The 24624-nt window shown below is 69.2% G+C and carries 22 protein-coding genes; 17 read left to right on the top strand and 5 right to left on the bottom strand.

All coding sequences use genetic code 11. The annotated features are described in order from the left end of the window. The first annotated feature begins 3 nt into the window (after positions 1-3). From siaC to A6B37_RS20325, 10 genes are all read left to right on the top strand, one after another. Positions 4-381, top strand: coding sequence for a biofilm regulation phosphoprotein SiaC (gene siaC / locus A6B37_RS20370; RefSeq protein WP_111826766.1), 378 nt, complete (start codon positions 4-6; stop codon positions 379-381). Further along, the gene (gene siaD, locus A6B37_RS20365) at positions 378-1175 is read left to right on the top strand and encodes a biofilm regulation diguanylate cyclase SiaD (RefSeq protein WP_111826765.1); all 798 of its coding nucleotides are present in this window, start codon (positions 378-380) and stop codon (positions 1173-1175) included. The genes siaC and siaD overlap by 4 nt, the downstream gene beginning before the upstream one ends. A gap of 39 nt (positions 1176-1214) precedes the next feature. Beyond that, positions 1215-3791 (top strand): EAL domain-containing protein, encoded by a 2577-nt coding sequence (locus A6B37_RS20360; RefSeq protein WP_246842529.1) that lies wholly within the window; start codon positions 1215-1217, stop codon positions 3789-3791. A gap of 443 nt (positions 3792-4234) precedes the next feature. After that, entirely contained in the window at positions 4235-6586 is a 2352-nt protein-coding gene (locus A6B37_RS20355; protein WP_111826763.1) for a bifunctional salicylyl-CoA 5-hydroxylase/oxidoreductase, read from the top strand. Then, a complete protein-coding gene (locus A6B37_RS20350; RefSeq protein ID WP_111826762.1) occupies positions 6583-7374 on the top strand; it encodes an SDR family NAD(P)-dependent oxidoreductase in 792 nt (263 codons plus the stop codon). Before A6B37_RS20355 ends, A6B37_RS20350 begins: the two co-directional genes overlap by 4 nt. 42 nt (positions 7375-7416) lie before the next feature. Beyond that, complete coding sequence (locus A6B37_RS20345) at positions 7417-8274, top strand: enoyl-CoA hydratase family protein (RefSeq protein ID WP_111826761.1); 858 nt, start codon at positions 7417-7419, stop codon at positions 8272-8274. 2 nt (positions 8275-8276) lie between these two features. Then, on the top strand, positions 8277-9446 hold the full coding sequence (locus A6B37_RS20340) for an acyl-CoA dehydrogenase family protein (protein ID WP_111826760.1): 1170 nt from the start codon (positions 8277-8279) through the stop codon (positions 9444-9446). A gap of 32 nt (positions 9447-9478) precedes the next feature. Then, entirely contained in the window at positions 9479-11122 is a 1644-nt protein-coding gene (locus A6B37_RS20335) for an AMP-binding protein (RefSeq protein WP_111826968.1), read from the top strand. A gap of 20 nt (positions 11123-11142) precedes the next feature. Continuing rightward, the gene (locus tag A6B37_RS20330) at positions 11143-11568 is read left to right on the top strand and encodes an acyl-CoA thioesterase (RefSeq protein ID WP_111826759.1); all 426 of its coding nucleotides are present in this window, start codon (positions 11143-11145) and stop codon (positions 11566-11568) included. A 49-nt stretch (positions 11569-11617) separates the two neighbouring features. Continuing rightward, entirely contained in the window at positions 11618-12022 is a 405-nt protein-coding gene (locus A6B37_RS20325) for a RidA family protein (RefSeq protein WP_102775734.1), read from the top strand. 165 nt (positions 12023-12187) lie between these two features. Here the strand turns inward: A6B37_RS20325 and A6B37_RS20320 are convergent, their stop codons facing one another. Beyond that, on the bottom strand, positions 12188-13168 hold the full coding sequence (locus A6B37_RS20320) for an AraC family transcriptional regulator (protein ID WP_102775735.1): 981 nt from the start codon (positions 13166-13168) through the stop codon (positions 12188-12190). Positions 13169-13383: 215 nt separating this feature from the next. On the opposite strand from A6B37_RS20320, the gene A6B37_RS20315 reads away from it, so the two are divergent. From A6B37_RS20315 to A6B37_RS20290, 6 genes are read left to right on the top strand one after another with little or no spacing between them, the layout of a single operon-like run. Next, positions 13384-14562, top strand: coding sequence for an ABC transporter substrate-binding protein (locus A6B37_RS20315; protein WP_111826758.1), 1179 nt, complete (start codon positions 13384-13386; stop codon positions 14560-14562). 28 nt (positions 14563-14590) lie between these two features. Next, entirely contained in the window at positions 14591-15835 is a 1245-nt protein-coding gene (locus A6B37_RS20310) for a dienelactone hydrolase family protein (RefSeq protein WP_102775737.1), read from the top strand. Between the two features lie 9 nt (positions 15836-15844). Continuing rightward, positions 15845-17191: an aromatic ring-hydroxylating dioxygenase subunit alpha gene (locus A6B37_RS20305; RefSeq protein WP_111826757.1), complete on the top strand. Its 1347-nt coding sequence runs from the start codon at positions 15845-15847 to the stop codon at positions 17189-17191. Beyond that, positions 17182-17715 carry an aromatic-ring-hydroxylating dioxygenase subunit beta gene (locus A6B37_RS20300; RefSeq protein WP_102775739.1) on the top strand — a complete coding sequence of 178 codons (534 nt, stop codon included), beginning with the start codon at positions 17182-17184 and terminating at the stop codon, positions 17713-17715. Before A6B37_RS20305 ends, A6B37_RS20300 begins: the two co-directional genes overlap by 10 nt. Continuing rightward, positions 17712-18326: a cysteine hydrolase family protein gene (locus tag A6B37_RS20295; protein ID WP_102775740.1), complete on the top strand. Its 615-nt coding sequence runs from the start codon at positions 17712-17714 to the stop codon at positions 18324-18326. Before A6B37_RS20300 ends, A6B37_RS20295 begins: the two co-directional genes overlap by 4 nt. A 9-nt stretch (positions 18327-18335) precedes the next feature. Beyond that, positions 18336-19160 carry an SDR family oxidoreductase gene (locus A6B37_RS20290; RefSeq protein ID WP_102775741.1) on the top strand — a complete coding sequence of 275 codons (825 nt, stop codon included), beginning with the start codon at positions 18336-18338 and terminating at the stop codon, positions 19158-19160. Here A6B37_RS20290 and A6B37_RS20285 read toward each other — a convergent pair. Continuing rightward, entirely contained in the window at positions 19150-20835 is a 1686-nt protein-coding gene (locus A6B37_RS20285; RefSeq protein ID WP_111826756.1) for a FapA family protein, read from the bottom strand. The genes A6B37_RS20290 and A6B37_RS20285 overlap by 11 nt on opposite strands. Before the next feature lie 161 nt (positions 20836-20996). Here A6B37_RS20285 and A6B37_RS20280 point away from each other — a divergent pair, with 161 nt between their 5' ends. Next, positions 20997-21746 carry a lytic transglycosylase domain-containing protein gene (locus tag A6B37_RS20280; protein ID WP_102775743.1) on the top strand — a complete coding sequence of 250 codons (750 nt, stop codon included), beginning with the start codon at positions 20997-20999 and terminating at the stop codon, positions 21744-21746. Between the two features lie 13 nt (positions 21747-21759). Here A6B37_RS20280 and hemL read toward each other — a convergent pair whose 3' ends face one another. From hemL to A6B37_RS20265, 3 genes are read right to left on the bottom strand one after another with little or no spacing between them, the layout of a single operon-like run. Then, complete coding sequence (gene hemL, locus A6B37_RS20275) at positions 21760-23037, bottom strand: glutamate-1-semialdehyde 2,1-aminomutase (protein WP_102775744.1); 1278 nt, start codon at positions 23035-23037, stop codon at positions 21760-21762. A gap of 5 nt (positions 23038-23042) precedes the next feature. Then, positions 23043-23708 (bottom strand): thiamine phosphate synthase, encoded by a 666-nt coding sequence (thiE, locus tag A6B37_RS20270; RefSeq protein WP_111826755.1) that lies wholly within the window; start codon positions 23706-23708, stop codon positions 23043-23045. Further along, positions 23705-24514 (bottom strand): hydroxymethylpyrimidine/phosphomethylpyrimidine kinase, encoded by an 810-nt coding sequence (locus A6B37_RS20265; RefSeq protein ID WP_181391079.1) that lies wholly within the window; start codon positions 24512-24514, stop codon positions 23705-23707. The genes thiE and A6B37_RS20265 overlap by 4 nt, the downstream gene beginning before the upstream one ends. Positions 24515-24624: the final 110 nt, after the last annotated feature.

Below are 24624 nucleotides of genomic sequence, written 5' to 3'. Positions count from 1 at the left end.
CGCATGAAAGACCTCAACATTCCCGGGACCCAGTCCACGCCCGCCATCGATACGGATGCCGCCGCCGGCGTGCTGTCGATGCGCGGCGACTCCTATCCCGAGAATTCCTTCGAGCTGTTCGGCCCGGTCATCGAATGGGTCGAGGCCTACCTGCAAGGCGGCACGGCGCCGCTGAAGCTGGAGCTGGAGCTGCTGTACCTGAACACCAGCAGCATCAAGTCCGTCATGGACATCTTCGACCTGCTGGAGGCGGCGCACGGCAAGGGCCGCGAGGTCAGCGTGACCTGGTATTACGACATGCGCAACGAACGCGTGGGTGAGCTGGCCGAAGAATTCAAGGAAGACTGCACCTTTCCCTTTTCCGTCGTCGGCCGCCAATGAAACCCAACGCCGCCCTGCTGGACCAACATATCGCCGAGCTGCTGGCCGACCCCGCCTACGCGGGCCATCCGCTGCGCGAGGCGTTGGAGGCGCTGTGGCGGCATACGGCCGAGCAGATGGCGCGCATCGAGCGCGTGACGCAGCTGTCCGACGCCTACCAGAGCATGGCGCACGAGCGCGAACTGGGCCTGTGCGACCGCTTCGACCGGCAGTTGCGCAGGCTCACCCGCATCGCGCGGATCTCCGATCACTACCAGAGCATGATGCGCGACCTCAACGTCGCGCTCCTGGAGACCTCCAACCGCGATCCGCTGACGGGCCTGCTGAACCGGCGCGCGCTGATGGACATGATCAAGCAGGAGGTGCAGCGCGCGTCGCGCGGCGGCGAGAGCTTCGTGGTGGCGATGCTGGACGTGGACCACTTCAAGTCGGTCAACGACCGCTACGGCCACGAAACCGGCGACCGCGCGCTGGTCGAGCTGGCCGGGGTGCTGTGCAAGAACCTGCGCGAATACGACCTGTGCGGCCGCTGGGGCGGCGAGGAGTTCCTGGTGCTGCTGCCCAACACCCAGGCCGAGGCGGCCCAGCGCGTCATGGACCGGCTGGTCGGCGCGGTGCGGGCCTTGAGCATCGCCGCCGGCGGCGGCATGCTGCGGCTGACCATCAGCATAGGCATGGCCTACCACCAGTTGGGAGAGACTTTTTCGGAGACGTTGAGCCGCGCGGACCAGGCCCTGTACCTGGCCAAGCAGGACGGGCGCGACCGTGTCGCGCTGGGTTTTCCCAAGCGTTGAATGAAACCGGATCAGCCGCTATCCGGCATGGAGCCCCTTATGCTTGAATCCAATCCAGGCGTTTCCCGAGAGCAGCAGCGAGGCGCCGCCTGGAGCACGGACCATTACCTGACTTCGATGGATCGGGCGCTGCTGCTGTTCGATTTCGATCCGGCCGGCGCCCTGCTGAACGCGAACGAAAACTTCCTCGCCGCGGTGGGCCATGACCGCGCCGAAGTCCCCGGCCTGCGCCACGACATGCTGTGCGACAGCATGGACGAGGGCAAGGGCATCGTCGGCGGCGAACAGATCTGGGCGCGCCTGCTGGGCGGCCGGCACTTCTCGGGCACCTGCCGCTACCGCTGCAAGCAGGGCGGTTTCCTGTGGATCGAGGCCACCTACCTGCCGATCCCCGGCCAGGACGGCGAGGTCGCCCGGATTTCCGTCATTTCGCGGCGCTCCATCGCCGACGCCGAGCGCCAGGAAGAGATCCGCCTGCTGCTGCTGGGCATCAACGAGACCGGCAACGCCGTCGCCGTGTCGGGCCGCGACGGCCGCATCGTGTATGTCAACGACGGCTTCAAGCGCATGCTGGGGTTCTCCCGCGGCGACGCGGTGGCCCAGGAGCTGGGCGAGCTGCTGTCGGGCGGACGCCAGGACGGCGGCACGCGCGAAGAGCTGGCGCGCCGCATCGCCTGCCGCGACGGCTACCACAAGGACGTGCTGGTCTACGACCGGGTAGGGCGGCCGATGTGGGTGTCGGTGATGGCCAACTCCGTATTCGATGACCGCGGCGCGCTGGTCAATATCGTCGACGTGCTGACCGACATCACGCCCACCAAGGTGCACGAGGTGCTGCAGCGCCGCGTGCTGCAGGCCATGGTGAACGAGGCCTCCGTGGTCGAGGTCATGAACATGGTGTGCCGCGAGGTCGAGCGCCTGGCCCCGGAGCTGGTGGCCTGCGTGCTGCGCGTGGACGAGGGCGGCCTGCTGCGTCCGCTGGCCGCGCCCAGCCTGCCGGCCGCCTACACCGACGCGCTCGACGGCGCGGCCATCGGCCCGCAGGCCGGCGCCTGCGGCACCGCGGCCTTTCTCGGCCGGCCGGTCATCGTGCCGGACATCTCCACCGATCCGCTGTGGGACGGCTACCGCGACCTGCCGCTGCCCGAGGACATCAAGGCCTGCTGGTCCTCGCCCATCAAGTCCAGCGACGGCCGCGTGATCGGCACCTTCGCCTTCTATTTCCGCGAACGCCGCCTGCCCGACGATTTCCACCACCGGCTGGTGGACGTATGCGTCTACCTGTGCGCGCTCGCGCTGGAACGCGAAGAGGCCCGCGCCCGCATCCGCCAACTGGCGTTCTACGACGAACTGACCGGCCTGCCCAACCGCAACCTGCTGCTGGCGCAGTCCGAACAGGCCATCGCGCGCGCCGAACCGGAACGCAAGCGCGTGGCGGTGCTGTTCCTGGACCTGGACCGCTTCAAACAGGTCAACGACACGCTCGGCCACCCGGTGGGCGACGCGCTGCTGCGCGACGTGGCCCAGCGCCTGCGCCGGCTGGTGCGCCCCAGCGACATCGTCGGCAGGCTGTCCGGCGACGAGTTCGTGATGCTGATGCCCGACTTCGAGCACGGCCGCCTGACCGCCGCCGCCGAACAGGTGCTGGTGACGCTGGCCCAGCCGTTCTCGGTCGGCGGCATCACGCTGAACCCGTCGGTCAGCATCGGCATCAGCGTGTTCCCCGAGAACGGCCGCGACATGGACACGCTGCTGCGCCATGCCGACATGGCGATGTACCAGGCCAAGACGGCCGGACGCAACCGCATCTCCTTCTTCAGCGCCGAAATGAACCGCCAGGCCCAGGAACGCCTGGCGCTGGAAGCGGCCCTGCGCGACGCGCTCGAAGAAAAGGCGCTGCGCCTGCACTACCAGCCCCAGGTCGGCCTGAAAAACGGCGCGCTCTACGGGGTGGAGGCGCTGGCCCGCTGGCGCCACCCGAACCTGGGCGACATCTCCCCCGCGCGCTTCGTGCCCCTGGCCGAGGAATGCGGCCTGATCGGCGACCTGGGCGACTGGGCCCTGCGCGAGGCCTGCTCGCAACTGGCGATCTGGCGCGGCAAGGGCCTGCAGGTCCCGTCGGTGTCGGTGAACCTGTCGGCGACCAACTTCCACAACCTCAACCTGCCGCGCATGATAGAGCTGACCCTGACGGAGTTCGGCCTGGCCCCCGCGGACCTGATGCTGGAAATCACCGAAAGCGTGGTGCTGGACGCCACCGCCGGCACGCTGCGCACCATCGCCGAACTGCACCGCCTAGGCGTGCGCCTGTCCATGGACGACTTTGGCACCGGCTATTCCAGCCTGGGCCACCTGCGCCGCCTGATCGTGGACGAACTCAAACTGGACCGCAGCTTCGTCCAGGGCCTGGAAAGCGACGACGCCGCCCGCGCCCTGACCAGCGCCGTCATCCGCATCGGCGAAAGCCTGAGCCTGCCCGTGGTGGCCGAAGGCGTGGAAAACGAGGAACAGCGCCGCTTCCTGATCGAACAAGGCTGCGCCGCCGGCCAGGGCTTCCTGTTCTCTCCGCCGCTGCCCGCGGATGATCTGGAAGACTGGCTGCGAAGCAGGTCCTAAAAGGCAAGCGTCAAAGCGGCGGGCAACCGCGCGCCGCCCATCACCCCCCACAAAAACCGAAGATTCATTAGCAAGCACCTCTGCGCAAGCGCGCAAGCGAACCCCCGCCCGCCACAAACATAGGCATATGCCGTTTTCGGCCGCCCGCGCGGCCGAAAACGGCGACCCTGCAAATCTCGTCGCAATCCCAGGCGCAGCAGCGCCACGACCCAAGATGAACGAGCCCGCCCCGACGGGCGGCCCAAGCAAGAAAAAGCACCGCACCCCCGCCACAAAATACGTCCCCATTTAATACCGCCCAAGCCAAGGACGATCTAGATACTTTCCCCATTTGCACACCCCCACCATCAGGTATATATTTCAAGCCTAAACTATCAAGGTTTAAATTTCCGCGACCGCGGAACACAGAGACATCCGTCGCACATCACGGAGCGCATACGGCAATGAAGATAGTCTGCATAGGCGGCGGCCCCGCCGGTTTGTATTTCGGTCTGCTCATGAAACTGCAGAACCCCGAGAACGAAGTCACCGTGATCGAACGCAACCGACCGTATGACACCTTCGGCTGGGGCGTGGTGTTCTCCGACGCCACCATGCAGAACCTCCGTGACGCCGACCCGGTTTCCGCCCAGACCATCGGCGACGCCTTCAACCACTGGGACGACATCGACATCCACTTCAAGGGCCGCAGCATGCGCAGCAGCGGCCACGGCTTCATCGGCATCGGCCGCAAGAAACTGCTCAACATCCTGCAGGCCCGCTGCGAAGACGTAGGCGTCAAGCTGGTATTCGAGAGCTTCGTGCAGGACGACCAGGCCATCGCGCGCGAATACGACGCCGACCTCGTCATCGCCTCCGACGGCATCAACAGCAACATCCGCACCCGTTACGCCGACACCTTCCACCCGGACATCGACCAGCGCCGCTGCCGCTTCGTCTGGCTGGGCACCAAGAAAGTGTTCGACGCCTTCACCTTCGCCTTCGTCCAGACCGAGCACGGGTGGTTCCAGGCCCACGCCTACCGCTACGAAAACGGCATGTCCACCTTCATCGTGGAGACGCCCGAGGAGACCTGGCAGGCCGCCGGCATCGAACAGATGAGCCAGGAAGAAGGCATCGCCTACTGCGAAAAACTGTTCGCCCCGTGGCTCGACGGCAACCGGCTGGTCAGCAACGCCACCCACCTGCGCGGCTCGGCCATCTGGATCCGCTTCCCGCGCGTCATCTGCAACACCTGGGTCCACTGGAACAGCCTGCAGACCGCCCGCGGCCAGCGCCGCGTGCCGGTGGTGCTGATGGGCGACGCCGCCCATACCGCCCACTTCTCGATCGGCTCCGGCACCAAGCTGGCGCTGGAAGACGCGATCGAGCTGGCGCGCTGCCTGAGCGGCGCCGAAGGCAGCCTGGAGGCTGGCCTGAAGCACTACGAGGAAGTACGCAGCGTCGAGGTGCTGAAGATCCAGAACGCTGCGCGCAACTCCACCGAATGGTTCGAGAACGTCGCCCGCTACGCCGACCTGGAGCCCGAACAATTCGCCTATTCGCTGCTGACCCGCTCGCAGCGCATCTCGCACGAAAACCTGCGCATGCGCGATCCGGCCTGGCTCGAAGGGTTCGAGCGCTGGATCGCCGAGCACGCGGGCGCCGCCCCGGCCCCGGGGCAGCGTCCGGCCCTGCCCATGCTCACCCCGTACACGGTGCGCGGGGTGCGGCTCAAGAACCGCATCCTGGTCTCGCCCATGGCCATGTATTCCTGCACCGACGGCGTGCCGGGCGACTTCCACCTGGTGCACCTGGGCGCGCGCGCCATGGGAGGCGCCGGCCTGGTGATGGTGGAGATGACCTGCGTCTCGCCCGACGCCCGCATCACCCCGGGCTGCCCCGGCCTGTGGAACGACGCGCAGCGCGACGCGTTCGCCCGCATCGTCGGCTTCGTGCACGCCAACAGCGACGCCCGCATCGGCATGCAGCTGGGCCATGCCGGGCGCAAGGGTTCCACCCAGCTGGGCTGGCAGAAGATCGACCATCCGCTGCCCGAGGGCAACTGGCCGCTGATATCGGCTTCCGCGCTGCCGTACATCGAAGGCGTGTCGCAGACGCCGCGCGCCATGACCCGCGCCGACATGGACGAGGTGCGCGACAACTTCGTGGCCGCGGCGCGGCGCGCCGAGCAGGCCGGCTTCGACTGGCTGGAGCTGCATTGCGCCCACGGCTACCTGCTGTCGAGCTTCATCTCGCCGCTGACCAACCACCGCGAGGACGAATACGGCGGCAGCCTGGAAAACCGCCTGCGCTTCCCGCTGGAGGTGTTCCACGCCGTGCGCGCCGTCTGGCCCGAGAACAAGCCCATGTCGGTGCGGATCTCCGCCAGCGACTGGGTCGAGGGCGGCGTCACGCCCGACGACGCGGTGGAGATCGCGCGCCACTTCAAGGCCGCCGGCGCCGACATGATCGACTGCTCCTCCGGCCAGGTCAGCAAGGAAGAAAAGCCGGTCTACGGCCGCATGTTCCAGACTCCGTTCGCCGACCGCGTGCGCAACGAGGCCGGCATTCCCACCATCGCGGTGGGCGCGATCTTCGAGGCCGACCACGCCAACGCCATCATCGCCTCGGGGCGCGCCGACCTCTGCGCGCTCGCGCGGCCCCATCTGGCCGACGCCTCCTGGACGCTGCGCGAAGCGGCGCGGGTGGGCTACCGTGACGTAGGCTGGCCGAGCCAGTATTTCGCCGGCAAGCGCCAGCTGGAGACCAATTTCGAACGCGCCGCCGCCATGGCGCAACTGGACATCAAATGAACGCAACTCCGCTTCCCCTGGCCGGGCGCCACGCCCTGGTGACGGGCGGGGCCCGCGGCATCGGGCTGGCCTGCGCCCGCGCGCTGCTGGCGCGCGGCGCCCGCGTCACGCTGCTGGGCCGCGACGGCGCGGCGCTGGAGGCCGCGGCCGACGGCCTGGCCCGCATGGGCCAGGTGCAGGCCGTCAGCGCCGACATCGCCGACGAGGCCTCGGTGCGCGCGGCCTTTGCCCAGGCCGAGGCCGAATTCGGGCCGGTCCTGGTGCTGGTGAACAACGCCGGCCAGGCGGTCAGCGAACGCTTCGACCGGACCGACGCGGCCTTGTGGAATTCCATGATTGCCGTCAACCTGACCGGCACGTTCCACTGTATCCAGGCGGCCCTGCCGGGGATGCTGAAAGAGAAATGGGGGCGGGTCATCAACGTGGCCAGCACCGCCGGCCTGATCGGCTACGGCTACGTCAGCGCGTATTGCGCGGCCAAGCATGGCGTGGTCGGGCTGACCCGCTCGCTGGCGCTGGAAACCGCGCAGAAGGGCGTGACGGTCAACGCGGTCTGCCCCGGCTACACCGAAACCGACATCGTGCGCGGGGCGGTGTCGAACATCGTCGACAAGACCGGCATGAGCCCCGAAGCCGCCCGCGCCAAGCTGGCCGAACGCAACCCGCAGGGCCGCCTGGTGCAGCCCGAGGAAGTGGCCGAGACGGTCGCCTGGCTGGCGCTGCCGGCCTCGGCCTCGATCAATGGCCAGGCCATCGCCGTCGACGGCGGCGAGGTGATGACCGGCTGAGGCCGGCGTCGCGTCCACCGAACAACCCTGAATGGAGACACCATGAGCACCCAGCCCGAAGAGCACACCATGAAGCACCACAAGCGTCCGATGGCCGGCTACCAGGCCAGGACGTTCCTGTGGCAGGTGTCGGCCGACGGCAAGATCGGCTCGATCACCCTCAACCGCCCGGAGCGCAAGAACCCGCTGACGTTCGACTCCTACGCCGAGCTGCGCGACCTGTTCCGTTCGCTGGTGTACGCCACCGACATCAAGGTGGTCGTGGTGACGGGCGCGGGCGGCAACTTCTGCTCGGGCGGCGACGTGCATGAAATCATCGGTCCGCTGACCAGAATGTCCATGCCCGAGCTGCTGGACTTCACGCGCATGACGGGCGATCTGGTCAAGGCCATGCGCGCCTGCCCGCAGCCCATCGTGGCCGCGGTCGACGGCGTCTGCGCCGGCGCCGGGGCGATGGTCGCGCTGGCCGCCGACATGCGCCTGGGCACGCCGGCGGCGCGCACCGCCTTCCTGTTCACGCGGGTCGGCCTGGCCGGCGCCGACATGGGCGCCTGCACGCTGCTGCCGCGCATGATCGGCCAGGGCCGCGCGTCGGAACTGCTGTACACCGGCCGCGCCATGACCGCGGAAGAGGGCGCCAGCTGGGGATTTTTCAACGCGCTGCACGAGTCCGGCGCGCTGGCCGAGGCCGCGCAGGCGCTGGCCGCGCAGCTGGCCGCGGGTCCGACCTTCGCCCACGGCGTGACCAAGAAGCTGCTGCACCAGGAATGGAACATGGGCGTGGACGAGGCGATCGAGGCCGAAGCCGAGGCCCAGGCCATCTGCATGCAGACGCGCGATTTCCACCGCGCCTACGAGGCTTTCGTGGCCAAGCAGAAACCCGTATTCCAAGGGGACTGATCATGCGCGACGCAAGCTGGCTGGACTGGCCGTTTTTCGACGATGCGCACCGCAAGCTGGCGCGCGAGGCCGACGCCTGGTGCGAGGCCTCCCTGGGGGACGTGGATCACCATGACGCCGACGGCGCATGCAAAAAGCTGGTGCGGGCCATGGGCCAGGCCGGCTGGCTGCGCTACGCCGTGGCGGCCGGCCCCGGCGGGGCCTGGGGCGGGGCGCAGCCCGAGGTGGATTCGCGCGCGGTCTGCATCCTGCGCGAGACCTTCGCCCGCCACGAAGGGCTGGCGGACTTCGCCTTCGCCATGCAGGGCCTGGGCAGCGGCGCGATTTCGCTGATGGGCTCTGAGGACGTGCGCCAGCGCTACCTGCCGCGCGTGGCGCGCGGCGAAGCCATCGCCGCCTTCGCGCTGTCGGAGCCCGAGGCCGGCTCGGACGTGGCCGCGCTGGCCTGCGAGGCCCGCCAGGACGGCGACCACTACGTGCTCAACGGCGCCAAGACCTGGATCTCCAACGGCGGCATCGCCGATTTCTATTGCGTGTTCGCGCGCACCGGCGAAGCGCCCGGGGCGCGCGGCATCAGCGCCTTCGTGGTGGACGCCGGCACGCCCGGCTTCGAGATCAGCGAGCGCATCGAGCTGATCGCCCCGCATCCGCTGGCCACCATCACGTTCGACAACTGCCGCATCCCGGCCTCGCAGCGCCTGGGCGACGCCGGCCAGGGCTTCAAGCTGGCCATGATGACGCTGGACATCTTCCGCGCCTCGGTGGCCGCGGCCGCGCTGGGTTTTGCGCGCCGGGCGCTGGACGAGGCCCTGACGCGGGCGCGCTCGCGCCGCATGTTCGGCCAGACCCTGGCCGACCTGCAGCTGACCCAGGCGGCGCTGGGCGACATGGCGGCCGCCATCGACGCCTCGGCGCTGCTGACGTACCGCGCGGCCTGGATGCGCGACGTGCAGAAGCAGCGCACCACGCGCGAAGCGGCCATGGCCAAGATGACCGCCACCGAATCGGCCCAGACCGTCATCGACCGCGCGCTGCAGATGTTCGGCGGCGCCGGCGTGGTGTCGGGCATGCCGGTGGAGAAGTTGTATCGGGAAATCAGAGCGCTGCGCATCTACGAAGGCGCCACCGAAGTGCAGAAGTTGATCATCGCCCGCGAACTGCTGAAAACCTAAAAATGCCGACCGGCTCCGCCAAGGGGAATTCCATGGAAGCATCCGCCCACATCGACACTTTCGCCCGGGACAACCTGCCCCCGGCCGAACAATGGCCCGAGTTCCTGCTCGACGGTCCCGACGTGGCCTATCCCAAACGCTTCAATTGCGCCGTCGAGCTGGTGGACGCGATGGTGGGCCGCGGGCATGGCGAACGCGTGGCGCTGCGCTGGCGCCAGGACGGCAAGCCGGCCGCCATGACCTACCGCGAGCTGGCCGCGCTGAGCAACCGCATCGCCCGCGTGCTGGTCGAGGACATGGGGCTGGTGCCCGGCAACCGCGTGCTGCTGCGCGGGCCGAACAACCCCATGATGGCGGCGTCCTGGCTGGCCGCGATCAAGGCGGGCCTGGTCACCGTGCCGACGATGCCGCTGCTGCGCGCCAAGGAGCTCAAGCAGATCATCGACAAGGCGCAGGTGCAGGCGGTGCTGTGCGACGTGCGCCTGAAGGACGAGGCCGAATTCTGCGTGCAGCCCGGCCACGAGCACCATTGCCCGGCGCTGTCGCGGGTCATGTATTTCAACGATGCCGCGCCCGACGCGCTGGACGCGCTGGCCGCGGGCAAGCCGGACGACGCCTTCCAGGCCTGCGACACGGCCGCCGACGACGTCTGCCTGATCGCCTTCACCAGCGGCACCACGGGCGCGCCCAAGGGCTGCATGCACTTTCACCGCGACGTGCTGGCGATGTGCGACCTGTTTCCCAGGCACGTCATCAAGCCGGGCCCGGACGACATTTTCTGCGGCACGCCGCCCCTGGCCTTCACCTTCGGCCTGGGCGGGCTGCTGTGCTTCCCGCTGCGGGCAGGCGCCAGCGCCGTGCTGGCCGAGAAGCTGACGCCGGAAAGCCTGCTGCAATTGATTCAGGATTTCCGCGCCACCATCGTGTTCACCGCGCCGACCTTCTACCGGCAGATGTCCGCGCTGGCGGGCAAGTTCGATATTTCCTCGCTGAAGAAGAGCGTGTCGGCCGGCGAGGCGTTGCCCGACGCCACCCGCCAGCTGTGGAAAGAGGCCACCGGCATCGAGATGATCGACGGCATCGGCGGCACGGAAATGATCCACGTGTTCGTGTCCAGCCCGCCCGAGTCGGTGCGCCGCGGCGCCATCGGCCGCGTGGTGCCGGGCTATGTGGCGCGCATCGTGGACGACAAGATGCAGCCGGTGCCCAACGGTACGGTGGGCCGGCTGGCGATCAAGGGTCCCACCGGATGTCGCTACCTGGCCGACGAGCGCCAGCTGCGCTTCGTGCAGGACGGCTGGAACCTGCCGGGCGATACCTTCGTGCAGGATGACGACGGCTATCTGTTCTATCAGGCGCGCAATGACGACATGATCGTCTCGGCCGGCTACAACATCGCCGGCCCCGAGGTGGAGGACGCGCTGCTGCGCCACGAGGCCGTGGCCGAGTGCGGGGTGGTGGGCGCGCCGGACGACGAACGCGGCCAGGTGGTCAAGGCTTTCGTGGTGCTCAAGCCGGGCTACGAGGCCGGCGGCGAGCTCACCACGGCGCTGCAGCAGTTCGTCAAGGCCACCATCGCGCCTTACAAGTATCCGCGCGCCATCGAGTACGTGGATGCGCTGCCGCGCACCGAGACCGGCAAGCTGCAGCGTTTCGCGCTGCGCAAGATGGCTTGAACAGACCGGAAGGAAACATCATGGCAGCTCCGTTCATCAGCCAGGTAGAGGTGCGTTTCCGCCACTGCGATCCGGCGGGCATCGTGTTCTATCCGCGCTATTTCGAGATGATCAACGATTTCGTCGAGGAGTGGTTCGACAAGGGGATGGGGCTGCCGTTTCATGCGCTGCACGTGGAGCGCCACATCGGCACGCCGACGGCGTCGGTGCAGTGCGATTTCAGCGCGCCGAGCCGCTGGCACGAGCGTCTGCGCCAGGTGCTGGAGGTGCAGCGCATCGGGGGGGCGTCGTTCAAGGTGCTGGTGAAGTTCGAAGGCCCGGACGGCCAGCTGCGGCTGGCGGCGACGCTGACGATCGTGACGGTGGATTTGCGGACGATGAAGTCCATGCCGCTGCCTGCGGACTTGCGCGAGCGGATGCAGGTCTACCTGGTCCCCGCCGCCTGAGCGGCGGGGACCGCCCTGTAGTTTGTTTTTTTGATAATAGGATGACGTTATGAAGATTCTGCAACCGCCGGATTGGATGGCGCCCCGGGGCTATTCGAATGGTGTGCTCACCGAGATGCAGGTGGGCAGCAAGCTCGTTTTCGTGGGCGGACAGGTGGGGTGGAATGGCCAGCAGCAGTTCGAGTCGGACGACCTGGCGGAGCAGGTGCGCCAGACGCTGGCGAACATCGTCGCGATCCTGGCCGAGGGCGGCGCGAAGCCCGAGCATATCGTCCGCATGACGTGGTACGTGACGGACAAGGACGAGTATGTGGCGGCCTATCCCGCCATCGGCAAGCATTACCGGGAGTACATCGGCCGGCACTTTCCGGCGATGACGGCGGTGGAGGTGGCCGATCTGGTCGAGGACCGGGCCAAGGTCGAGATCGAGGTGACGGCGGTGGTGCCGGCTTGATGGGCACCGCCTGATGGGTTGCGCGCGCTAGTTCTTGCCGCGCTGCACCCATCCTACGGTCTAGCCGTCGTAGGATGGGTGCAGCGCGAGATATTCGACATAGAAAATCAACCGCCAAGCGCGCGTAACCCATCGGCCGGCGAAGCCGGCATCCAGCCCCGGCATTCAAACCCGCCGCGTCTCCCGCGGCAATTCCCCGAACCGTTCCCGGTAATACTCCGAAAACCGCCCCAGGTGCCCGAAGCCCACGCCCAGCGCCACTTCGGTGACGCTGGCGCCGGCGTCGGATTTCAGTTTCTGCCTGGCCGTGTCCAGCCGCAGCGCGCGCAGCGCGTTCATGGGGGTGGTGTCGCGGTGTTCCTGGAACAGCCGCGTCAGCGCGCTGGCGCTGGCGCCGGCGTGGCGGGCGATGTCCATCAGGGTCAGGGGGGCGGACAGGTGCTCGCGCATGTAGGACTCGGCCAGGGCCAGGCGGCGGGGGACCGCCGAAGCCAGGCCGGCGCGCGCCTGCCAGCTGTTGGGCTGGTTGTAGAGCAGGTGCAGCATCAGGGTGTCTTCCAGGTGTTCCAGCCACGCCGCGGGCGGGCGCGGCGCGCCGTCGTCCAGCGTGGGCAGCAGATGGATCAGGCTTGCGACCATGCTGCACCAGGCGGCCCCTACGGGCGTGTCCAGGCGCAGCGCGGGGGCGAAGTCCAGCGGGCCGGCGGCGGCTTCGCCGAAGGCGCGCAGGCCGATGGCTTCGAGCTTGCCGCGCGGAATCTTGAGTAGCAGCTGTTCGCAGCCGGCTTCCCAGTGCAGGCGCAGCGGGCGGTTGGGGGCGATGACGGCGGCGCAGTCGGGGCCGGCGTCGACGCGGTCGGCGCCGCATTCGATGCAGGCGCGGCCGCGCAGCGGCACCTGCACCAGCATGAAGTCCTGGAGGCGGTCGGGTTCGATGTGGACTTCGGCGCCGTAGCGCAGCGTACAGACGGTCAGCGAGCCGAAGCGGGCGCGGTTGAGCTGCGCGTCCACGCGTCCGCCTTTCCAGGTCAGGCGGTGCTCCTTCAGCGCTTCGGACACGAGCGTGCGCGTCTCGTCCTGCTGCGTGGAGCTGAAGACGCGCCGCTGCAACAGGGGCGCCAGCGTGGATCGGGACCAGCCATGCATGCATGCCTCCGGCACGGGAACCCTCCCGTATCTGCGGCCAGGGTAATGTAAAGCGCGCGCGCGTGGAATTAAGTGAATCCCGGATAAGGCTGACAGGAATCGGATAGAGCCGCCCGGCCCGCCGGCCTAAGCTGGCAGGACGGCAGGGTGGACCGTGGCAGACGGCTTCTGTCAGCGTTGCGCCGGCGCGGCCGGCGGGGAAAACGGGGTGGCTCATGAATCGAAACCTATGGCGCCGGCGCGCGCTGGCGGCGCTGGCCTGTATGGCCGCCGCGGCGCATGCGTCGGCGGCCGACCAGATCAAGATCGGCCTGCTGACCACGCTGTCCGGGCCGGGCGCGGCGCTGGGCAACGAGATCCGCGACGGCTTCAATCTGGCGCTGCAGCATACGGGCGGCAAGCTGGGCGGGCTGCAGGCGGAAGTGGTGGTGGCCGACGACCAGCAGAAGGCCGACACCGGGCGCCAGGCGGTGGAGCGCCTGCTCAAGCGTGACCGCGTCGACGTGATGACCGGCATCGTGTTCTCGAACGTGCTGCTGCCGGTGATGCCCGCCATCCTGCAGTCGGGCACGATCTACCTGAGCACCAACACCGGTCCGGAAAACTACGCCGGCGCAGGCTGCAACCCCAACTTCTTCGCCGTGGCCTGGCAGAACGAGGACATCCCGGCCGCGATGGGCAAATACGCCGCCGACCAGGGCTACAAGCGCGTGGCGCTGATCGCGCCGGACTATCCCGGCGGGCGCGAGTCGCTCAACGGCTTCAAGCGGCTGTACAAGGGCGGCCTGTCCGAAGAGATCTACACCCAGCTCGGCCAGCTGGACTACGGCGTGGAAATCACTCGGCTGCGCGCCAGCAAGCCGGACGCGGTGTTCTTCTTCCTGCCCGGCGGCATGGGCGTGAATTTCATCAAGCAGTTCAACGGCGCGGGCCTGGGCAAGGAGATCGCGCTGCTGGCGCCGGGCTTTTCGGGCGACGAGGACACCATCGCCGCGGTCGGCGCGCCCATCGAGGGCCTGCGCAACACGGCCCAGTGGGCCGCCGAACTGGACAATCCCGCCAACCGCAAGTTCGTCGAGGATTTCACCAAGACCTACAAGCGCAGCCCCACGCTCTACGCCTCGCAGGGTTACGACGCGGCCATGCTGCTCGACAGCGCGGTGCGCCAGACCGGCGGCAAGCTCGGCGCCGACGCGCTGCGCCCGGCCTTGCGGCGCGCGGACTTCAAGTCGGTGCGCGGCGATTTCAAGTTCAACACCAACCACTATCCGATACAGAACTACTACCTGCGCATCGTCGAGGCGGGCGCGGGCGGCAAGCTGTCCAACAAACTGTCGGGCACGGTGCTGACCCAGTACCACGACCCGTTCGCCGCTTCCTGCCGGATGAAGTAGGGCGGATGCCCGCAACCAGGAGACACGCATGACCCCCAGCATTACCACGCGCGACGTGACGGTCGCCTCGCACGACGGCAAATCCTTCGGCGCCTATCTGGCGGTGCCGGCCTGCGGGCACGGCCCGGGCCTGGTCCTGTGCCAGGAGATCTTCGGGGTGAACGACTTCATGCGCCGCGCCGCGCAGCTGCTGGCCGAGGAAGGCTACGTGGTGCTGGTGCCCGACCTGTTCTGGCGCCAGCAGCCCGGCATCCAGCTGACCGACGGCCCGGCCGACATGCCGCGCGCCTTCGAGCTGTACCAGGGCTTCGACGTGGAACTGGGCCTGCGCGACATCGGTTCGTCCGTCGCCGCGCTGCGCGATCTGCCCGAGCAGCGGGGCGGCGTCGGCGTGCTGGGCTACTGCCTGGGCGGCAAGCTGGCCTATCTGGCCGCGTGCAGGCTCGACGTGGACGTGGCGGTGGGCTATTACGGCGTGGGCATCGAACAGAGCCTGGACGAGGCCGCCGGGCTGCGCGGCCGGCTGGTGCTGCACATCGCCGAGCAGGACGGCTATTGCCCGCCGCCGGCGCGCCAGCGCATCCTGGAGGCGCTGGGCGGCAAGCCCGGCGTGGAACTGTACGTCTACCCGGGCGTGGACCACGCCTTCGCGCGCACCGGCGGCGAGCACTACGACAAGCCCTCGGCGCTGATGGCGCACCAGCGCAGCATGGCCGCGCTGCAGCGCGCCATCGGGCCGGAGTTCGATTATTCGCACCTGTGGGACAAGCATTGCGAATACGAATTCGGCACGCGCGACGTGGCGGCCACCATGGCCACGATGGTGGCCGAGCCCTATGTGAACCATATCCCCACCATGACCGGCGGCGTGGGCTACAAGGAGCTGAGCCGCTTCTACCAGCATCACTTCGTCAACAACAACCCGCCCGACACCCGCCTGGTGCCGCTGTCGCGCACGGTGGGCGCCACGCAGATCGTGGACGAGCTGCTGTTCTGCTTCACCCACACCACCGAGATCGACTGGCTGCTGCCGGGCGTGAAGCCCACGGGCAAGTACGTGGAGATCCCGCTGGTGGCCATCGTCAAGTTCCGCGGCGACAAGCTCTACCACGAGCACATCTATTGGGACCAGGCCAGCGTGATGGTGCAGGTGGGGCTGCTGGACCCCAAGGGCCTGCCCACCGCCGGCCGCGAGACGGCGGCCAAGCTGCTCGACGAGACGCTGCCGTCGAACACGCTGATGGCGCGCTGGCAGGAAAGCGCGGGCAAATAGGAGGAAGGCATGTCATACACCGAAGCGCAACTGGCCGCCCTGGTGCGCGGCGACAGCGTGCATCGCGCGGTCTACACCGACCCGGCCATTTTCGACCTGGAGATGCAGCGCATCTACGGCCGCGCCTGGATCTACGTGGGCCATGAAAGCCAGGTGCCCAGGACCGGCGACTATCACACCACCCGCGTGGGCGACCAGGACGTGCTGATGGTGCGCGCCGCCGACGGCCGCGTGCACGTGCTGTACAACCGCTGCCCGCACAAGGGCGCCAAGGTGGTGGCGGACGGCGACGGCTGCGCCGGCAAGTTCTTCCGCTGTCCCTACCATGCCTGGACCTTCAAGCTGGACGGCAGCCACCTGGGCGTGCCGCTCAAGCAGGGCCTGGAGGGCACGGCCTACGACCCGGCCGATCCCGCGTTCTCGATGCGCCGGCTGGCGCGGGTGGAAAGCTACCGCGGCTTCGTGTTCGCCAGCCAGTCGGCCGAGGGGCCGGGGCTGGAGGAATTCCTGGGCGGCGTGCGCTCGTCCATCGACAACCTCTGCGACCGCTCGCCGGTGGGCGAGGTGGAGGTCGCCGGCGGCATTTTCCGCGTCATGCAGCGCTCGAACTGGAAGGTGTTCTACGAGAACCTGCACGACACCATGCACGCCCGCGTCACGCACGAGTCGTCCTATGCCGCCGCGCGCGACGAGGCCAAGGAGCTGGGCGAGATGCCGCTGGAGCTGCACATCATGGACGGCAACGGCGAGCCTTATGAATTCTGGGAAAAGCTGGAGCTGCGCGCCTACGCCAACGGCCACGGCTACATGGAAGGCATCTTCAACCCCGGCGCGGCCGAGCGCGATCCGGTGTCGCGCGCGCATTTCGAAACCCTGACGGCCGCCTATGGCGAGGCGCGGGCGCGCGAGATCCTGGGCATGAACCGCCACAACACCGTGATCTACGGCAGCGGCTCGCCCCACACCGTGTTCCAGCAGTTCCGCGTGATCCGGCCCATCGCGGTGGACCGGACCATGATCGAGATCCAGACCTTCCGCTGCAAGGGCGCGCCGGACGGCGTGTTCAAGCGCGCCATGCTGTACGCCAACGTCATCAACTCGCCCTCGTCGAACGTGATGCCGGACGACATCGAGCTGTACAACCGCTGCCAGGAAGGCAACGCCACGCGCGGTGGCGAGTGGGTCAGCATGCACCGCTACCACGGCACCGACCGCAGCGACCCCGACGGCATGGTGTCGGTCAACGGCACCAGCGAGCTGCCGATGCGCAATCAGTTCCACGCCTGGAAGACTTATATGCAAGCCGGCGCCACCGCCACCGCCGCGGCCGCCGAGGGAGACCGAGCATGTTGCTAGACCTGGATTTCGACGTCGCCACCGACGGCCTGGCGCCGGCCGAGGTCCCGGCCGACGCCTATCACCGGATCGCGCAGTTCCTGTACCGCGAGGCGCGCCTGCTGGACGAGCGCCGCTACGCCGAATGGCAGGCGCTGTGGACGGACGACGGCATGTACTGGATGCCGCGCGTGCCCGGCCAGCAAAGCCCCTACGACCACATTTCGCTGTTCTGGGAGGACCGCATGCTGCGCGACGTGCGCGTGCGCCGGCTGGAGCATCCGCGCAACTGGTCGCAGCAGCCGCCCACGCGTAGCGTGCGGCTGGTGGGCGGGGTGCAGGTCGAGGGCGTGGACGCCGGCGGCAATCTGGTGGTGCATTCCGTTTTCCAGATGACCGAATGGCGCAAGCGCCAGCCGCGCCAGCTGGCCGGACGCTACACCCATAAGCTGGCTGCCGAGGGCGACAGCTGGCGCATCCGCATGAAGCGCGTGGACCTGGTCAATTGCGAGGACGTGCACGACGTGTTCGAGGGCTTCGTGTGACGGCGGCCGATACCGCGGTGCTGGCGCTGCACTACCAGAACGACGTGCTGCATCCGGCCGGCAAGATCCGCGTCGGGCTGGACGCCGACGGCGACACGCGGCGGCGCGTGCTGGAAGGCGCGGCGGCGCTGCTCGCCGGCGCGCGGGCCGCCGGCCTGCCCATCGTGCACGTGCGCATCGCGTTCCGGCCCGACTACGCCGACCTGCTGCCCAATTGCGCCATCTTCCGCAACGTGGCGGCGATCGGCGCGGTGCCCGACGGACAATGGGGCAGCGAGTTCTACGAGGGCCTGCAGCCGCTGGCCGGCAGCGCGCGCGAATTCGTGGTCAAGCACACCCGCATCAGCGCCTTCTACGGCACGCCGCTGGAAGAAACGCTGCGGCTGCTGGGCGCGCGCCGGCTGGTGGTGGCGGGCGTGGCCACGCATTCGGTGGTCGAGGGCACGGTGCGGCATGCGGCCGACATCGGTTTCGACGTCATGGTGGCGCAGGACGCTTGCGCCGCGGCCGACCCGGCGGCGCACCAGGCCTCGCTGGCCAGCATGCGCCTGATCGCGCGGATCGGCACGGTGGCGGACGCGCTGCGCTGGGCGGCCGCGCCGCCTGGATAAGGAAGAATCATGGACTACACGGGTTTTCCAGGCGTGGCGGGCAGGACCGCCATCGTGACCGGCAGCACCCAGGGGCTGGGCGCGGACATCGCGCGCGGCCTGGCCGCGGCCGGCGCCAACGTGGTGCTGGTCGGGCGCAATGCCGAGGCCGGCCGGGCGCTGGAGCGCGAGCTGGGCGAACGGGCGCTGTACTGCGAGACCGACATCGGCCAGGACAGCCAGATACGGCGCTGCATAGACGCCGCGCTGGCGCGCTTCGGGCGGCTGGACATCCTGGTCAACAACGCCTGCCAGTACGCGGACCGCGGGCTGGCCTCCAGCCGCGAGGAGTGGCACCGCACGCTGGACACCAACCTGGTGTCGGCAGCCATCTTCACGCAGCTGGCCGCGCCGCTGCTGCCGCGCGGCGGCGTGGTGGTGAACCTGGGCAGCACGGGCGGCAAGTTCGGCGCGGCCGGGCGCGCGCTGTATCCGGCCTCCAAGGCGGCGCTGCTGCAGATCACCAAGAATTTCGCGGTGGAACTGGCGCCGGCCGGCGTGCGGGTGCTGGCGGTGTCGCCGGCCTGGACCTGGTCGCCGTCGGTGCAGCAGTTGTCGGGCGGCTCGCGCGAGACGGCCGACGCCGTGGGCGCGCATTTCCATCCGCTGGGCCGGGTCGGTTCGGGCGAGGAGGTCGCGGCGGCGGTCTGTTTCGCCTGTTCCGACGCGGCGTCATGGATGACGGGCGTGGACCTGCCGGTGGACGGGGGATTCTCCATCCTGGGGCCGGACCGCGGCATTTCGCCGCGCGCCTGGTTCCAGGAACTGGCGCCGCAGGACGGCGTCAGCGGATGACGATCTGGCCTTCCTCCAGGCCGGCCTTGCCGCCGATCTGGTCTTCCAGGAATTCCTGCATCTTGTTGCCCAGCTGAATCGTCACGCCGCTGCAAAAGCGCCGCGCCGCGACGATGGTGGCGGTCTGCAGCGGCTGCAGTTCGCGCGCCAGCTGGGCCTCTTCGGCTTCCAGTTCGGCCAGGTCCTGGCCGAGCTTGAGGTGCGTGTTGCGCGCGCGCTCGGCCACGTCGGCCGGGGCGCGCTGCGGATTGGCCTGCAGAAAGGTCAGCAGCTTTTCGAGCTTGGCCTTTTCCTCGTTCATCTGCTGGCGCTTGCGGTTCAGCGCCGAACGCTTGATGTCGGCGTGCGGGTCCAGGCCGGCCTGCACCAGCGTCGGAATGCCCGAAGGCGCGCCGATGGTGCCGGCGCGCACGCCGGTCAGCGCGCGTGTCTGGCCGCCCACGATGGCGGTCTGCTGCGTGTTGGGCGGGCCGACGTTGATGCTGCCGCCGGCGGCGATGCTGCTTTGGCGGATCTCGCGCTCGACCTCCACGTTGCGGCCGGCGCTGACGATGGCGTTGGTGATGAAGCGGGCGCGCACCTCGCCGCCGCAGATGATGCGGGCGGTGCGCGCCGCGGCGGCGGCGTTCTGCAGCGCCTCGGCCGTGCCGATGATGCCGCCCTTGACCGTGACGCTGCCGCCGGCTTCCACCAGCGCGGCCTCCATCGTGCCGTTGACGACCACGTCGCCGGTCACGCGCACCTCCATGGTGGCGCTGATGTCGCCGCGCACCTGCAGCGAGCCCTCGAAATTGATGTTGCCGGTGGACAGGTCGACGGCGTCGACTTCCACCACCGGATTGACCTGCACGCCGTGGCTGACCAGGGTGGGCGTGCCCGAGACGGTGGCGCGCAGCAGCAGCGGGTCCTCGGGATCGACCTCGACGCCGGCCAGCTCCTTGGCGAAGGGCGTGTCGGGCATTTCGTCGGGCAGCACCGGCTGGCCCAGCACGTCGGTGCCGTCCACGCCGGGCAGGGGCGGCACGCGCCGCATCAGCGGCGTGCCCGGGGTGACCAGCAGCAGATTGCCCAGGTCGCGGTAATCGACCTGGGCCAGTTCGTCGATGTCCTCGCCGCGCGGTTTGAGGCGGTCCAGCAGGCTTTCGAAGCGGGTGGGCGTGCCGCGCACGGGCGGGGTGCCGCGCGCGACCTCCACGGTTCCGGGGGCGCCGCGCTCCAGCGCCGCGGCCAGTTCCTCTTCCAGCACGCCATGGACGACGCCCTGGTCGGCCAGCGCCTGGCGCACATCGGCCAGCGCCACGGGCTTGCCGCCCTTGGGGGCGTGCAGGGTGAGCAGCGCCGACATGCGGGCGGGGTCGAGTTCGAGTTCGAAACTGCCGTCCACGACCATGCCGACCGCGCCCTCGACGCCGTCCTGGGCCTGGCGGCATTGCTCGATGAAGGCCTGGACGGCGTGGGCGTCGAGCGCTTCGGCGTTCCAGCCCTGCGCCGTGACGGCGGCGCTCAGCGTGTCCCAGGTGGGCAGATCGGCGGGGAAGCGGGGCGCATCGGCGGCCGGAAGATCGGGCGTCTCCGGGACGTCGGCCGGCTCCGGACGAGTCGGCGGCATGTAGCTTGCCGTCAGGACCCGGGTACTGGCGTCCAGCGCCAGCCGGAGCGTGTTTGTTGCGTCCATTTCAGCCTCTCCGCTTGGCACTGGCGGCCAAGTTCTTCATTTGGTAATGATGCGAAATATTAAGACATATTCTAGCGCAGGATTAGGACGTAGGTAGGAGCGACAAAACCGGCGGTCCGCAGCAGCATATGAGCTCGCCCACGCATCCGGAGCCCGACCCCATGCGCAGCCCCCTCCGCCCCTTTCTACCGGCCCTGCGCGCCCGCCTGGCGCGCGCCGGCGGCATCGCGGCGCTGGCGTGCGTCATCGGCGGGCCGCTGGCGTTGGCGCCCGCCGCCCCGGTCCAGGCCGCCGAGGTCTATCGTTACAAAGATCCCTATGGCGTCTGGCGGGCCATGAAGGTGCCCAACGGCTACGCCAAGCACTACAAGCGGGCCCAGGTCCGCGCCGGCTGGCGCAGCGCCGGCAAGCCGCTGTGCGTGACCTGCGAACCCCAGCCCGGCGACGGCGCGCGCCAGGCGCCGCTGGCGCCGGCTTCGCGCGCGGCGTACTGGGAAGGCAAGGGGGCCAGCGCGCACGACACGCTGATCGCGCGCGCGGCCCAGGATTCGGGAGTGGACCGGGCGCTGCTGACGGCGGTCATCGCCATCGAATCGGGTTTCCGCAGCGACGCGCGTTCGCCCAAGGGCGCGCTCGGCCTGATGCAGCTGATGCCGGCGACGGCGGCCACGCTGCTGACGGTGGACGACGTGGAGACGGCGCTGGTGGACCCCGCCACCAACGTGAAGGCGGGCTCGCGCCACCTGCGCCGCCTGCTGGACCAGTATCCGGGCCGGCTGGACCTGGCGCTGGCGGCCTACAACGCGGGCGAGGGCGCGGTGCGCCGCTACGACGCCGTGCCGCCCTATGCCGAGACCCAGGCCTACGTGCGCGACGTCACGGCCCTGTACGAGCACTACAAGGCGCCCTGAGCGGGCGCCCGGCTCACAGCGAGGCGAAGACCTTTTCCGCGATGTCCAGCGTGGACTGGATCACGGCGTCGTCGTGCGTGGCCGAGACGAAACCGGCCTCGAACGCCGAGGGCGCGAAATGCACGCCCTGCTCCAGCATGGCGTGGAAGAAGCGGTTGAACGCCGCCGTGTCGCAGGCCGAGACCTGGGCGAACGAGGCGGGCACCTGGTCGCTGAAGTAGAGGCCGAACATGCCGCCCACCGAATCCGCGGAAAACGGCACGCCGGCGGCGCGCGCGCGTTCCTGCAGGCCCTGGGCCAGCTTGGCGGTCTGGGCCGACAGCTGCTCGTAGAAGCCCGGCGCCGCGATCAGGCGCAGCGTGGCCAGGCCGGCGGCCACGGCCACCGGGTTGCCCGACAGCGTGCCGGCCTGGTAGACCCCGCCCAGCGGGGCGATGTGCTTCATGATCTCGGCGCGCCCGCCGAAGGCGCCCACCGGCATGCCGCCGCCGATCACCTTGGCCAGCGTGGTGAGGTCGGGCTGCACGCCGGTCAGGCCCTGCACGCCCTGCGGGCCCACGCGGAAACCGGTCATCACCTCGTCGAAGATCAGCAGCGCGCCGTGCTGCGTGCAGACTTCGCGCAGGCCTTCCAGGAAGCCCGGGGCCGGCTTGATCAGGTTCATGTTGCCGGCGACCGGCTCGACGATGATGCAGGCGATGTCGGCGCCATGCTTTGCGAAGGCCTCGCGCACCGCGTCCAGGTTGTTGTATTCCAGGGTCAGCGTGTGCGAGACGAATTCGGGCGGCACACCGGCCGAGCTGGGGTTGCCGAAGGTCAGCAGGCCCGAGCCGGCCTTGACCAGCAGGCTGTCCGAGTGGCCGTGGTAGCAGCCTTCGAATTTCACGATCTTGGCGCGGCCGGTGGCGCCGCGCGCCAGCCGGATGGCGGTCATGGTGGCCTCGGTGCCCGAGCTGACCAGGCGCACCTGCTCCAGCGAGGGCAGGCGCGAGATCAAAACTTCGGCCAGCTCGATTTCCGCTTCGGTGGGCGCGCCGAACGACAGGCCGTCGACGGCCGCTTCCTGCACCGCGCGCACCACCTCGGGATGCGAGTGGCCCAGGATGGCCGGGCCCCACGAGCCCACGTAGTCGATGTACTGGCGGTCTTCGGCGTCCCACACGTACGGGCCTTGCGCGCGCTTGATGAAGCGCGGCGTGCCGCCCACGGAACGGAAGGCGCGCACGGGCGAGTTGACGCCGCCGGGGATGCTGCGGCAGGCGCGTTCGAAAAGCTGGGCGTTACTGGACATGGCGTTCAAGGCTTGCGATTGGGGTTGGCGGAATAGGGCGCCGCGCAGGCCGCGGCGGCGGCGCGGATGCTGGGCGCTTCGAAAAGGCCGGTGATGACGGCGATGGCGTCGGCGCCGGACTGCGCCACCAGCGCGGCGTTGTCGGGCGTGATGCCGCCGATGGCGACGACCGCGGGGCGGGGCGCGTCGCGCTGGTCGGCCAGCTGGCGCGCCGCGGCCAGCACCGAGAGCGGCGCGCGCACCGTGTCCGGCTTGACGGTGGAGGGGAACATGGCGCCGAAGGCGATGTAGTCGGCGCCGGCGTCGAGCAGGGCCTGGGCGCGGTCCAGGTCGTCGTAGCTGGAGCCGCCCAGGATCAGGTCGGGACCGGCCTCGGCGCGGATGCGCGCCAGGCTGTCGTCGTCGCGGCCCACGTGGGCGCCATCGGCGCCGACTTCCAGCGCCAGGCGCCAGTCGTCATTGATGAGGAACACCAGGCCCAGCTCGCGGCACAGCGGCGCCAGCGCGCGCGCCTGTTCGGCGCGCACCGCGTCGGGCACGTTCTTGCGGCGCAGCTGCAGCGAGCGCATGCCGCCTTCGGCGGCCTGGCGGACCGCCCGCAGCAGGCGGTCGGTGTCGTCCCATTCGGGGGTCACGCCGTACAGGCCGGCGGGGAAACGCAGCGCTTTCATTGGGGAGGAATCCGGTTGGGTATGCGCCGGCCCATGCCGGGCAGGAAACTGGCGGCGATCGCGCTGTCGGCATGCGCCAGGCCCTGGCGTACGGCCTCCGGCATGTCCAGGCCGCGGGCCAGCATGGCCGCGATCGCGGTGGCGGCCACGCCGCCGGCGTCGCCGTTGCGGTCGGGCGGCGCCTGCCAGGGCAGGGTGGCGGTCTGGCCGTTGGGGCCCAGCAGCATGTTGGCGTAATGGCCGGGACGCTGCGGGCTGCCCAGCACCAGCACCCATTGGGCGCCGGCGGCCACCAGGGCGTGCATGGGCGAAGGTGCGTCCCCGATATCTATGTCGCCGTCGGCGTGCCATTGCGCCAGGCGCAGGTGCTCGATGACCAGCAGGTCGGTCTGCGGCAGCACCAGCTCCAGCGTGGCGGCCAGCAGATCGTCGGCCTCGTCCTCGTCGGCGGCGTTGGCCGGCGGCTGGGCGCGCTGGCCCAGGTGCAGCACCAGCGGCACCTGGCTGTAGTCGGCCGCGACCTGCGCGGCTACGCTGGCCGTTTCGGCAGTGTATAGTCCGCCCACCTTGATGGCCTGCACCGGCATGTCTTCGAGCAGGCAGCGCGCCTGGTCGTCGAGCAGGTCGGGCGAAACGGGATGGATTTCTTCGATACCGGCGGTATCCCGCACGGTGAGGGCGGTCACGGCCGCCAGGCCGTGGCAGCCGAGGGCGGCGCAGGTGACGGCGTCTGCCGGCAAACCATCGGAGCCCGAGGGATCGAGCGGACCGAAGACCAGAACGAGAGGGGGAGTAACGGGGGCCACGTGCACAGCGCTTGAGTATGGCTATCCGGACTCATTTACGATGAATCAGGGGAAGCCCTATTGGGTTTCGGTAAGATTGTCCCCATTCTAATGGAAGCCCCTCACCTTTG

Origin of the sequence: Achromobacter sp. HZ01 (assembly GCF_003267925.1) — a bacterium.
GTDB lineage: Bacteria > Pseudomonadota > Gammaproteobacteria > Burkholderiales > Burkholderiaceae_B > Achromobacter > Achromobacter pulmonis_A.
The sequence above is the reverse complement of the archived record's forward strand: the minus strand, read 5'-3'. Positions and strand labels throughout refer to the sequence as shown.